The organism is Streptococcus sp. zg-86 (assembly GCF_017639855.1).
GTDB lineage: Bacteria > Bacillota > Bacilli > Lactobacillales > Streptococcaceae > Streptococcus > Streptococcus zhangguiae.
In genome coordinates, this window is record NZ_CP072115.1 from 1,874,040 (window position 1) to 1,886,282 (window position 12,243).

Below are 12,243 nucleotides of genomic sequence, written 5' to 3' on the forward strand. Positions count from 1 at the left end.
CCTAATCCTCTTTCCTATCCAATCGTCGTAATAGTTGTCGTAGCATCCTTGCACGAATAGCAGCTGCATCTGTTCCTAGCACTTCATCACTACCAATTGACAACAAGAGATTGCCTTCTCGCTCCGTCATCAACTGCTCATCAAATAAGAGCTGTAAAATGTCCGCAAAAACGGTCCCAGATACTTCTTTCCCCATATTATGTAGTAAATCGCGCACTAACTCATGCTTGTCTGAGAAGGTGACACGACCAATGCGGATGTAGCCACCGCCACCACGCTTACTTTCGACGATATAGCCACGACTAGCCGTAAACCGTGTCTTAATCACATAATTAATCTGACTTGGTACGACTTCAAACCGACTGGCCAATTCACTCCTACGCAACTCTGCTACACTTACCTGTTCTAAAATCGCCTTGATATGCTCTTCAATATAATCAGATGTATTTTTCATCGCCATAGAATCCACCTCTTTCTCTGACTATCTTTGACTATTATATCGTAAATCACAAACTTTGAAAAGCAAAAGCCACGCTGTTCTGTTTGTTCAAGGGATGTAGATTGCAACATCTTAGGGAGCATCGCTTCCCTTTTTTTGCTAACAGATTGAACTGTACTTCTTTATCTCTTGCCTTTCTTCCTCATTTTTCCTATACTAAGGTATAGAAAGGAGTTATGATGTTTACCAATTCATTTCAAGAACTCGTACAAGATTTTACAGCAATTTCTATCGAAGAAGCTGAACGTTTACTCACGCAGGAAGAACAAGCCATTCTCTTTTTGGGGCGTGCGACCTGCCCTTATTGCCAACGCTTTGTACCAAAACTCCATAGCGTTGCACAAGCTGCTGGATTAACCGTCTATTTTATCGACAGCTCTAATCCTGACCCACAACTCCAAGAACTTCGTCAGCGCTACCAAGCCGTTACGGTTCCAGCCCTCTTATATTCAGGTGCAACAGGTGTTCAGGTTCGCTGTGACAGTTCCATGACGGAAGAAGAAATCCATCACTTTTTAGCAGGCTAATATGACAGCTTTACAATTCCAGTTTCAGACCGATTCTGTAACCCTCTACCACAAAAATCAATCGATTGGCACAATCCATTTCAAGGAAAATCCGTATCACAACCAAAATATTTATCTAAATTTTCAGTTGAAGCAGTACGATATAAGCCTTGCTCCTTCACTTTTCCAAGCCATTCTCCAGCATACCAAGCGCCCTTTGCAGGTCATGCTTGATTCTGCAGACCAGACCCTCATCGCTTTTTTAGAGGCAGGAGGTTTTACATGCTTGCGGAAATGCTATGAAATGGAAGTTAGTGTGCAAGATTACCTTGGAAATCCTGCCCCCATTCAATTTCAAATGGCAGAACAAACGGAAAACATCTATTATCGTTGTTGCAATCTATTGCTGAATCATTATCAGGAAAGGCATAAGGCAATCAGTCCATTTACAGGAGAGAAAGACGAGTTTTTCAAGGAACTTCCTTCCACTGTTTACTATCACATTGAAAAAGACGATATCACTTGTCTCGCTTTTCTTGACGGAAATGAAATTGCCTATCTTTGGGGAAAAAGCACAGACTGCCTCCAACCCTTTCTCAATCAACTGATTCCCTACCTCTTTCAGCAATATAGCTCCATTACCTTTGAAGCAGATGATGTGGATCCCTGTGCAATGACACTTAAATCACTCTTTACAGATGTCACAGATGAACATTGGGATACTTATATCCTACGATAAACACTAAAAAAGGGAAAAACATTCGTTTCCCTTTTTATCTATCCTTATTTACCAAGAGCCGCAGCCATTGTAGCAGCAACTTCTGATTCAAAGTCGTTCGCTGCTTTTTCAATTCCTTCACCCACTTCGAAACGAGCAAATGTTACAACGCTAGCGTTTACTGAGTCAAGGTAGGCTTCAACTGTCTTGCTATCATCCATGATGTAAACTTGTGCAAGGAGTGTGTATGCTTGGTCAACTTTTGTATTGTCAAGCATAAAGCGATCCATTTTACCTGGAAGGATTTTATCCCAGATTTTTTCTGGTTTGCCTTCAGCAGCAAGTTCTGCTTTGATGTCTTCTTCTGCTTGAGCAATTACATCGTCAGACAATTGTGCTTTTGATCCATATTTCAAGAATGGAAGGGCTGGTTTACCAACCATTGCACGGCTTTCATTGTCTTGTTCAATTTTGTGGTTCAATTGTGCCAATTCATCTTTCACGAATTGCTCATCCAATTCTTTGTATGAAAGAACAGTTGGTTTCATCGCAGCGATGTGCATTGATACTTGTTTTGCAAGTGTTTCATCGCCACCTTCGATGACAGAGATAACTCCGATGCGCCCACCATTGTGTTGGTACGCACCAAATGCTTGCGCATCTGTTTTTTCAATCAAGGCAAAACGACGGAATGAGATTTTTTCTCCGATTGTCGCAGTTGCATTTACGTAAGCTGCTTCAAGCGTTTCACCTGAAGGCATTGTAAGTGCAAGTGCTTCTTCGTTGTTAGCTGGTTTGCCTTCTGCGATTACTTTAGCTGTTTCGTTTACCAATTCAACGAATTGAGCATTTTTCGCAACGAAGTCAGTTTCAGCGTTGACCTCAACAACTGCTGCTACATTTCCATCTACGTAAACACCAGTCAAACCTTCTGCTGCTACACGATCAGCTTTCTTAGCTGCTTTTGCCATTCCCTTTTCACGAAGCAACTCAATTGCTTTTTCGATGTCACCATCTACTTCAACAAGGGCTTTCTTCGCGTCCATGACACCAGCACCAGATTTTTCACGCAATTCTTTTACAAGCTTAGCTGTAATTTCTGCCATTATTCGATCTCCTATTTTAGTTTATTATATTTAGAAAAAAGGGGAGGGCTGAGCCCCGCCCCTTAGGATGTTTTACGATTTATTAATTGTTGTCGCCTTCTACAACTTCAACGATTTCTTCGATAGATGTTGCTTCGGTTTCAGTAGCTGCCAATTCTGCTTCTACTGATTCAACGCTATCTTCACCTTGACGACCTTCGATAATTGCATCAGCCATTTTCGCAGTGATCAATTTAACAGCGCGGATTGCATCATCGTTTGCTGGGATGATAACATCGATATCATCTGGGTCAGTGTTTGTGTCAACCATCGCAACAACTGGGATACCCAATTTTTTCGCTTCTTTAACAGCGATTTGCTCTTTATGCGGGTCAACAACGAACATAACATCTGGAATACGTGGCATATCTGCAATACCACCCAAGAATTTTTCAAGACGAGCACGTTGTTTATTCAACAATGCTACTTCTTTCTTAGGAAGAACGTCAAATGTTCCTTCTTCTTCCATACGGTTGATTTCTTTCAAACGAGCGATACGTTTTTGAATTGTTCCCCAGTTTGTAAGAGTTCCACCCAACCAACGGTGGTTGATGAAGTATTGACCAGAACGGATAGCTTCGTCTTTCACTGCTTCTGCAGCTTGTTTTTTCGTACCAACGAACAAGATAACTGCATCGTTTGCTGCTGCATCACGGATAAAATCGTATGCTTGATCAGCTAATTTTACAGTTTGTTGAAGGTCGATAACGTGGATACCGTTACGCTCTGTAAAGATGTATTTTGCCATCTTAGGGTTCCAGCGACGAGTTTGGTGACCAAAGTGAACACCAGCCTCAAGAAGTTGTTTCATTGAAATTACTGCCATGAGTAATGTCTCCTTTTTGTTTATTCTCCTCTCTCAAACGTCAACTTGCAGTCCAACCTTACGGCAACAGGCCCACAATGGATTTGAGATGAGTATTTATTGCTTTTTGCAACTCTATTATCTTACCAAATTTCTAGTAATTTGGCAAGGGATTTGTTGCTTCTAATGAGAATAAATGCAAATATAGACCATTTCCCACTTGACCAATCGTCTTTTTTTCGGTAGAATATTATTTGTTATGGCGGTATAGCCAAGTGGTAAGGCACGGCTCTGCAAAAGCTTGATCGTCGGTTCAAATCCGTCTACCGCCTTTTAGTACCTGATTTAGCAGGATTTAACCAAGTGAAAAGCCCGTAAAATCGGGCTTTTTTGATTTTCTTATTCGGTTAAACTTAACAAAGTTAGTGAGCAAATGGGGCAAAAAATCCTTCTGTGATACTCAGGAGAATTTCACCGCTATACCTACAATTCCTTCCGGATTGCTTTTTGCAATAGCTGACTAAAATTGACCTTGTTTTCTTTTCCTAGTTCAACAAGCCAGCTTGGTAGCTTAACAGTTTTATTGATAATCTTAGAACGTTCGTGCTCACGAACAAGCTCCGTATCAACCAAAATAATCCCCTCATCTACTTTATTTCTTTTTTTCTGCTGACATTTAGAACAGGCAAGAATAACAGAACAGGAACAATAAGAATACCACTAACATTTCAATCAAAGATACTATGGTGGATTGAGAAAGGAATAGGACAAGGTAAGAAGTTGCAGATAGAACTGACGTTCATCAATACTCTATAAAAATCAAAATCTGACTAGCTTCCACAACTGAGAATTGTGGAAGGCTGGAAATAGAACGAGTGCAGCTCGCCCCTTGCAATTGAGAATTGTGGAAGGCTGGAAATAGAACGAGCACAGCTCGCCCCTTTGAACCACTAGTTCGGACTAATGGTAGCTGAGGATCATTGCATAATCCTTATTTCCAACCTTCAACAGTCCTCAGGACTGTTGAAGCAAGGTGAGTTAACGACGTCAGACTTTGATTTTTGACGAGTAAAAGCGACTTAACGATGTCCTAACCTTTATTCAATTCACTATAAATTTGTTGATTAAGCATCGCAAACCATATCTGTAGTACAAAAAACCAGCGGATAGACTGGTACAGGAGATTATGAAAAATTTTAAGTTTGAATATAGCATAAACTAAGCAAGGTTGAAACACATCTGTCCTAAGATAGAGATTTTCCCTTTTCTCTATATAGAGGAATGATCTTTATTTCCTAGCTCTTTCATCTTCTTCATCAGCTCACGATGACGAGCTATGGTATTATAGACAGCATCTTCTGACAATACACCACGCGCCATATCTTTTGGGAGTTGTTCTGCCTCATCCATTTGATAGTGACGCATCCATTCCTTGCTTTCATAATAGGCAAATAAGCTAGCTAAGCTAGGTTGAAACTGCTCAAATATCTCTAAAGACTGCTCCACATTTGTCAATACTGTTTCTGCTTGGTTTAAGATTTCTTCCATTTCTTGGATCTTTTTGATATCATTCATAGTTTCAGTATAGCAAAAACACTAGCGGATTTGCTAGTGTTTTAAGGAGATTATGAAAAATATTTAGGATTGAATACAGTATAGCTTCTTTTAGTCCAAATGAAATCAGTCTTCAGACCGATATTTCCAAAATAAAACAAAAGAGAGAACTGGTGCTTGACACGCATTCCCTCTGTTCTTATCCAGCTTACAATTCTGCGATTTGGCTCAAATTCACTTCGGCAATCGTATCATTTCCGAACATAGAAATGACCATTTTTACCTTATTATTGTCAATTTCAGTAATTTTTCCTGTATAGTCCGTAAAGGCTCCGTCGATGATTCGAACCGTATCCCCCACCTTGACATCAATGTCAAATTCTTGAACGGTTTGTCCCATAGACACTAGAATTTGGCGAATTTCTTCTTCCAAAAGTGGTGTTGGTTTTGAACGATTCCCATGTGACCCGACAAATCCTGTAACGTTTGGTGTATTCCGCACAACAAACCAGGCTTCATCTGTCATGACCATTTCGACCAAGACATACCCTGGGAAACGATTTTCTTCTACTTCTTTGACTTCCCCATTTTTTTCCACTTGGACAGTCTGAGTAGGGATTTCCACACGAAGGATATTTTCAAGCATATTATAGGTATGCGCTCGTTGAAGAAGGTTTTCTTTGACCTTATTCTCATATCCTGAATAGGTTTGAAGTACAAACCAGCCTTTATCAAAACTATCTAACATAGCTCGCTTCCTTTCATAATAAAAAAGCCCGAAGGCTTTCCCTTTTCTTCATTATAGCATGGCAATTTTCGTCTTGCAAGCATTTTCTAGAAAAGATTGATGAGGCTGATAATCCCTCGAGATAAGACAAGGTCAAATAGGTAAATAATTGCTACGAAAAAGGCGGTATACTGAATCACTGACATAAAATCTTTCCAGCTCTGTCTTTTTGTTGGCCAAGTCGTATCTTTTAAAATCCGGACAATATCTTTTAAAAATTTCACAACAGTCTCCTATCTGGTTTCCTTGTGGACCGTATATTGACCACAATGTTTACAATATTTATTTACTTCTAATCGTGTCGGCTTAGGATTGCTAGAGAGTTTGATTGAATAATTACGCGATCCACAGACTGCACACGCTAGGCTTGCTTTTTTCAGTGCCATAAAGCCCTCCATCTTTGCTATTCTATCATGTTTTCTTTGATTTGGCAACTACTCAAACCAACTCTTTAGGTTATCCCAGAGAGTCTTTGCCCGTTCTGGCAGTTGTGCATCCACGATTTCTTGCTTGGTTTGCTCCAGCAAGTCTTGGGCTTTATTTTTGATATCATTGATCTGTTCTTGGTAATTCCCAATAGTTGACAGGGGATTTGACTGGCTTGAAGAAACAATACCATTTTGAACATAGGCGTTTTCAACTGTGAAGTCCGTCCCTGCTGTATTTGGCAAGAGAGAAGCCGCTACTGTTTGAAAGACGTTGGCAGCCATCCAGAAATTATTGCCATCAATGTAGTGTTGTTCATCGGTCTTTTCAAATCCAATCCATTGACTGATCACAAGGTCGGGAGTGTAGCCAATCACCCACTGATCATTGATTAAGTCCGGATGAAAGCTTGTTTCCGTTGTTCCTGTTTTACCAGCCATAGTATAGTCATAAACGGCTGCACTAGCTCCTGTTCCATTGGTAAAGGTCCCTAGCATCATGGAGGTCATTTTGTCTGCTACGGATTGGTCAATAACACGTTTGCTTGATTCTTTGTGTTGAACCAATACCTTTCCACTAGCCGTTTCAATACGGGTAATCAAGTGAGCATCTTTCATAACCCCACCATTGGCAAAAGTAGAATAGGCTTGAGCCATCTCAAGGGGGTTGGTCGATACTCCACTTCCGATAGCCACTCCCAAAACAGGATCGACCTTATCCATATTGAGACCAAATTTTTTCCCATACTCAAAGGCCTTGTCAAGCCCTAATGCATTAACAGCTGCTACAGCTGGCAGATTATAAGACATAGCAAGCGCCTGGTACATCGGAATCGTCTCTGATGTAGAATGATCAAAATTATGCAAGGTATAGGTGCCATAGGTTTCTGTATGATTATCTAACTCCTTGTCAATGGACCAGCCAGCTACCACAGCAGGAGTGTAGGCAACCAGCGGCTTAATCACAGAACCCGGACTTCGCTCTGATTGGGTCGCAAAGTTAAACTGACGAAAGGCTACATCCTCTGAGCTATTTACCCGTCCCACTAAGGCACGAACGCCACCCGTTTTCGGATCCATAGCAACACTTGCAGATTGCGCATACGATCCATCATAGGCTGAACTTGGAAAGAGGCTTTCATCATTGTAAATCAGCTGCATGCTGGCCTGCGAATTTTGGTCTAACTCTGTATAAATCCGATAGCCATTGTTGATAATATCGCTCTCTTTTAAACCATACTGGTTAATGGCTTCTGCCACAACCGCATCGAAATAAGAAGGGTAGCTATAATTGCTCTGCCTGCCTCCATAGGTGTCATGTAATTGGCTGCTAATATCAATCTGCGCGTCAGTATCAGCAGTCGCTTGATCAAGATAACCCGCATCAACCATCGCTTGAAGGACGGTATTTCTCCTGTTAGTGGCATATTCAATCGAATAGTAAGGATTGTAAATCTCAGGGCCTTTTAACATCCCGGCAATAGTTGCTGCTTGTTCTACTGTTAGTTGACTGGCTGATGTCCCAAAGTATTTCTGGCTAGCATCTTCAACGCCCCAGACACCATTCCCAAAATAAGCATTATTTAGGTACATGGTGAGAATTTCTTCCTTGCTATACTTTTTGTTAATCTCAAGAGCAAGGAAATACTCGCGTGCCTTTCGACTAATGGTCTGGTCTTGGGTAAGAAAGGCATTTTTGGCCAGCTGCTGAGTAATGGTTGAGCCACCACCAGATTTTCCAAGGGTCAATACCGCAAGAAGAGTTCGCTTATAGTTGATACCTGAATTTTTATAAAAGGTGCGGTCTTCAGTCGCAACAACAGCCTGTTGCAAATTCGGACTAATGGCATCTAGCTCTATATAGGTCCCTTTTTGACCAGACAAGGCACCTGCTTCATTGCCATCCTTATCATAAATGACAGTTGTCGCTTTTAAAGCAGCCTGCAAGTCGCCAACATTCGCCGTTTTTGCTAGGAAAAACAAATAACCTCCCACTGTTAAGACGAGCAGTCCAAGGATAATCAAAAAAATCTTCGTTAGCTGATAGCGGCGCCAAAACCGACGGATCGGTTCGGGAATGTGGGATATTTTCTTTGGTTTTGCTTCACCCTCTGTCATTTTGCGGCGACTGCGGCGCATCTGGTGACCTTCTGTAAGCCGATCCTGATCTTCTCTCACATCGTATTCGTCCATGATACTCTCTCCTTCTACATAATTTTGTACCATTATACTACATTTTACATCATTCAGCCTGATAAAACCTTTAAAACCAGCTTTGGAAGAGGAACAAGTCCATAATTATAGTGGAAATAGTATAGTGAATGGAATAAAGGTTAGGACATCGTTAAGTCGCTTTTACTCGTCAAAAATCAAAATCTGACGTCGTTAACTCACCTTGCTTCAACAGTCCTGTGGACTGTTGAAGGTTGGAAATAAGGATTATGCAATAATCCTCAGCTACCATTAGTCCGAACTAGTGGTTCAAAGGGGCGAGCTGTGCTCGTTCTATTTCCAGTCTTCCACAATTCTCAATTGTGGAAGCTAGTCAGATTTTGATTTTTATAGAGTATTGATGAATGCCAGTTCTATCTGCAGCTCCTGGCCGTGTCCTATTCATAAGATACGAGGGCGTTAAAAAAGCGAATGAAAAATAGGAAATACGACGAAGAAGCGGAAGCTTCTAGGAGCATTTATCTTTTTTCCGAGCTTTTAGCCCGTGTTCAGTTCCGCAAGATACAAGGACGTATAAAGCACAAAGTGAAAATAGAAAGTCAGACGAAGAGCCAAAGGTATACTATACCTTTGGAGCTAGGAAGACTTATCCCTAAAGGGAGCCTCAGCTGTAACCAACTAAAGTTGGAACATCTGCGTCCCCACTAAAGGGAGCCTCAGCTGTAACCAACTAAAGTTGGAACATCTGCGTCTCTTTTTTACATAGCTCTTGGTCCGTGTTCAGTTCTCAATCCACTATATAAAACCAAGTCAGCAGCAAATAGCCTGTATAAAAACCAAAACACCGCAACCGTGAATAACCTCTCTATCATTTCAACCATATTGTTTATGATTATGGTAAAATAGAGATATTCTGACTGAAAAGAGGATTTTAATGACTGAACTATATGATATTACCATTATCGGAGGGGGCCCTGTCGGCTTATTTACCGCGTTTTATGCGCATTTACGTCAGGCCAAGGTAAAAATTATTGACTCACTTCCCCAACTAGGTGGCCAACCTGCTATTCTATATCCTGAAAAAAAGATGTTAGATATTCCAGCTTTTCCACATTTGACAGGACAGGAACTAACAGATAATCTTCTAGCCCAACTTACACCATTTGAAACTAGTATTTGCCTCAACGAAACGGTGATTGGGATTGAGCAAGGCGAGCAGTTTACCATTACAACATCAAAGGGCAAACACGCTTCTAAAGCCGTTATTATTGCCATGGGAGGCGGTGCTTTCAAGCCACGTCCGCTAGAAATCGAACAGGCTGATGCCTTTGAAAATATCCACTATCATGTAGCCAATATCCAGCAATATGCGGATCAAAATGTAGTCGTCCTTGGTGGTGGGGATTCTGCGGTTGACTGGTCACTTGCCTTTCATCATCTGGCAAATACGACTCACATTGTTCACCGCAGGGACAATTTCCGGGCTATGGAGCATAGTGTTGAAGCCCTAAAAGCATCAGATGTTACGATTCATACACCATACGTTCCAAAAGCACTTCAGGGAGAAAATGGACAGGCGACAGCGATTGAATTTGCCAAGGTCAAAAGCGAAGAAACTCTGACCTTGCCTTTTGACCACCTCTTTGTCAACTATGGTTTCAAGTCTTCCGTCGGTAGTTTGAAAGAATGGGGGTTGGATTTACAACGCAATCGGATCTTAGTCAATAGCAAGCAAGAAACGTCTATCCCTGGGATTTATGCAGTTGGAGACTGTTGCTTCTACGATGGAAAGGTTGACTTGATTGCGACAGGATTAGGTGAAGCGCCAACTGCTGTTAACAATGCCATGCACTTTATCAATCCCACTGAAAAGGTGCAACCAAAGCACTCCTCTAGTTTATAATTCTATGAAATATACCATTACCATTCCTGAACAATTTCCCGCCATGAGTGTCAAAGAATTGTTAGAAGACTATTTTTTAATTCCACGAAAAATCCGCCATTTCCTGCGAACCAAAAAGCATGTTCTGGTCAATCAACAGATTGTCCATTGGCAAAGCGAGATTCAAGCAGGAGACCTGATTGAGTTAATCTTTGACGAAGAAGATTATCCGGAGAAAGTCATCCCTTGGGGGACGAGCGAGCTTGTGGAAGTCTTGTATGAAGATGAGCACCTGATTGTTGTCAATAAACCAGAAGGCATGAAAACACATGGCAATGATCCTACTGAAATCGCCCTTCTGAATCATGTTTCTGCTTACGTACAGCAGACCTGCTATGTGGTTCACCGCCTCGATAAAGAAACGAGTGGTGCTATCTTATTTGCCAAAAATCCCTTTATCCTCCCTATTCTAAATAGGCTCTTAGAGGATAAGGCGATTTACCGTGACTACCTCGCCCTCTGCCAAGGTCATCTGCTGAAAAAAACATGGACAATGACCGACAAAATCGGGCGACATCGTCATGATCGGCGCAAACGAATCGTTGACCCTAAACATGGCCAAGTGGCTAAAACAAGGATTACACTCGTAAGAGAGATGGGCAACTATAGTCTAGTCAACTGCCAATTGGAAACAGGACGAACCCACCAGATTCGCGTCCATCTCTCACATCATGGACACGCAATTGTCGGCGACCCTCTATATAGCCACATTGTTGCAGATAGGCTTATGCTTCATGCCCACAAACTTACCTTTACGCATCCCTTTACATTAGAGACCATTTCTGTCCATGCTCTTTCAGATAGCTTTGAACAGACTCTATAGGATAGTATGAAAAGGAGATATCTATGTCAAAAGAAACCACTCGAACGCTCTTTCTTTGTAGTTTACTATTACTTGTGGCCAATTGGGGCTTAGGATTTTTAGACTATTTTCTATCAGGCACAACTTACTATGTCATCAAAACTGGCTTACTTGCACTGATTGTTTTTCTAGCCATACATAGGCCTTTACGCATTAAGGTTCCCTTACAGCCAAAAGTGGGATTATTGGAACAACTGCGTGTCAATTGGCTTAGTCTAGTCTATCTTTTTCTCATCAGCATTCCTCTCTTACTGCTTGGTCTTACTAAAAATCAACATTATTTGCCAACAGCCCTCACCGTTGCTTTGGGCGCTGGTTTTATAGAAGAATATCTTTGCCGTGGTATCTTACTCCAAGTGGCTCTCAAAGACGGTATTCATTCCTACAAGCAAGTTCTCCAAGCAGTCTTTGTATCTAGTCTCATCTTTGGACTTGCTCATCTGGTCAATCTCCGTGTACAGGACCTGGATGTGACCCTCTATCAAGTTTATTACGCAACGGCCATGGGAGTTTATTTTGCTGCAGTTGTCCTTCGGACAGGCAGCCTTTGGTGGACCATTTTCATCCACTTTATGATTGACTTGGGTACAATTTTAGCAACTGCAGGTGTCGAATCCACTTCCAAGCCAAATGGGATAGCAATCGGTATCTGGTTGGTTGTCATGCTAATTGGTCTGATTCTGATCCGACCAAAACAGGTCCAACGACTCATGGCAACACAAACTTTAGCCAATTCAGAAAAAATAAATTGAGATTTAAGAAAAGTTTAAGATTGTCAGGTTATACTCTATCTATCCTAAAAAACTTTTCTTTTTCATATCGTCTCTT

Annotated in this window: 14 protein-coding genes and 1 tRNA gene; 6 read left to right on the plus strand and 9 right to left on the minus strand. The window is 41.4% G+C overall.

Features of this window, described 5'->3' with window-relative positions; genetic code table 11:
- Nucleotide 1: 1 nt before the first annotated feature.
- Nucleotides 2-460 (minus strand): CtsR family transcriptional regulator, encoded by a 459-nt coding sequence (locus tag J5M87_RS08745; RefSeq protein ID WP_154607487.1) that lies wholly within the window; start codon nucleotides 458-460, stop codon nucleotides 2-4.
- Between the two features lie 215 nt (nucleotides 461-675).
- Here J5M87_RS08745 and traF point away from each other — a divergent pair, with 215 nt between their 5' ends.
- Both traF and J5M87_RS08755 read left to right on the plus strand, forming a co-directional pair.
- Nucleotides 676-1,026 carry a conjugal transfer protein TraF gene (gene traF, locus J5M87_RS08750; protein WP_154607488.1) on the plus strand — a complete coding sequence of 117 codons (351 nt, stop codon included), beginning with the start codon at nucleotides 676-678 and terminating at the stop codon, nucleotides 1,024-1,026.
- Between the two features lies 1 nt (nucleotide 1,027).
- The gene (locus J5M87_RS08755; RefSeq protein WP_154607489.1) at nucleotides 1,028-1,744 is read left to right on the plus strand and encodes a GNAT family acetyltransferase; all 717 of its coding nucleotides are present in this window, start codon (nucleotides 1,028-1,030) and stop codon (nucleotides 1,742-1,744) included.
- Between the two features lie 44 nt (nucleotides 1,745-1,788).
- Here J5M87_RS08755 and tsf read toward each other — a convergent pair whose 3' ends face one another.
- Both tsf and rpsB read right to left on the minus strand, forming a co-directional pair.
- Entirely contained in the window at nucleotides 1,789-2,829 is a 1,041-nt protein-coding gene (gene tsf, locus J5M87_RS08760) for a translation elongation factor Ts (RefSeq protein ID WP_154607490.1), read from the minus strand.
- A gap of 82 nt (nucleotides 2,830-2,911) precedes the next feature.
- Nucleotides 2,912-3,694 carry a 30S ribosomal protein S2 gene (gene rpsB / locus J5M87_RS08765; RefSeq protein WP_067086819.1) on the minus strand — a complete coding sequence of 261 codons (783 nt, stop codon included), beginning with the start codon at nucleotides 3,692-3,694 and terminating at the stop codon, nucleotides 2,912-2,914.
- Between the two features lie 240 nt (nucleotides 3,695-3,934).
- On the opposite strand from rpsB, the gene J5M87_RS08770 reads away from it, so the two are divergent.
- A tRNA-Cys gene (locus J5M87_RS08770) sits at nucleotides 3,935-4,005 on the plus strand.
- A 151-nt stretch (nucleotides 4,006-4,156) separates the two neighbouring features.
- Here J5M87_RS08770 and J5M87_RS08775 read toward each other — a convergent pair.
- The 6 genes from J5M87_RS08775 to pbp2a form a co-directional block, all read right to left on the minus strand.
- A complete protein-coding gene (locus tag J5M87_RS08775) occupies nucleotides 4,157-4,306 on the minus strand; it encodes a hypothetical protein (RefSeq protein WP_230082336.1) in 150 nt (49 codons plus the stop codon).
- Between the two features lie 636 nt (nucleotides 4,307-4,942).
- A complete protein-coding gene (locus J5M87_RS08780) occupies nucleotides 4,943-5,221 on the minus strand; it encodes a DUF4298 domain-containing protein (protein WP_181351434.1) in 279 nt (92 codons plus the stop codon).
- 214 nt (nucleotides 5,222-5,435) lie between these two features.
- The gene (gene nusG, locus J5M87_RS08785) at nucleotides 5,436-5,975 is read right to left on the minus strand and encodes a transcription termination/antitermination protein NusG (RefSeq protein ID WP_075104967.1); all 540 of its coding nucleotides are present in this window, start codon (nucleotides 5,973-5,975) and stop codon (nucleotides 5,436-5,438) included.
- Nucleotides 5,976-6,061: 86 nt separating this feature from the next.
- Nucleotides 6,062-6,238 carry a preprotein translocase subunit SecE gene (secE, locus tag J5M87_RS08790; protein WP_160463113.1) on the minus strand — a complete coding sequence of 59 codons (177 nt, stop codon included), beginning with the start codon at nucleotides 6,236-6,238 and terminating at the stop codon, nucleotides 6,062-6,064.
- A gap of 9 nt (nucleotides 6,239-6,247) precedes the next feature.
- On the minus strand, nucleotides 6,248-6,400 hold the full coding sequence (rpmG, locus tag J5M87_RS08795; protein WP_075104965.1) for a 50S ribosomal protein L33: 153 nt from the start codon (nucleotides 6,398-6,400) through the stop codon (nucleotides 6,248-6,250).
- A gap of 48 nt (nucleotides 6,401-6,448) precedes the next feature.
- On the minus strand, nucleotides 6,449-8,632 hold the full coding sequence (gene pbp2a / locus J5M87_RS08800; protein WP_154607492.1) for a penicillin-binding protein PBP2A: 2,184 nt from the start codon (nucleotides 8,630-8,632) through the stop codon (nucleotides 6,449-6,451).
- Nucleotides 8,633-9,545: 913 nt separating this feature from the next.
- Here pbp2a and J5M87_RS08805 point away from each other — a divergent pair.
- From J5M87_RS08805 to J5M87_RS08815, 3 genes are read left to right on the plus strand one after another with little or no spacing between them, the layout of a single operon-like run.
- On the plus strand, nucleotides 9,546-10,514 hold the full coding sequence (locus J5M87_RS08805; protein WP_154607493.1) for an NAD(P)/FAD-dependent oxidoreductase: 969 nt from the start codon (nucleotides 9,546-9,548) through the stop codon (nucleotides 10,512-10,514).
- 4 nt (nucleotides 10,515-10,518) lie between these two features.
- Nucleotides 10,519-11,376, plus strand: coding sequence for an RluA family pseudouridine synthase (locus J5M87_RS08810; protein WP_154607494.1), 858 nt, complete (start codon nucleotides 10,519-10,521; stop codon nucleotides 11,374-11,376).
- Between the two features lie 23 nt (nucleotides 11,377-11,399).
- On the plus strand, nucleotides 11,400-12,167 hold the full coding sequence (locus tag J5M87_RS08815) for a CPBP family intramembrane glutamic endopeptidase (RefSeq protein ID WP_154607495.1): 768 nt from the start codon (nucleotides 11,400-11,402) through the stop codon (nucleotides 12,165-12,167).
- The last annotated feature ends 76 nt before the right edge of the window (nucleotides 12,168-12,243 follow it).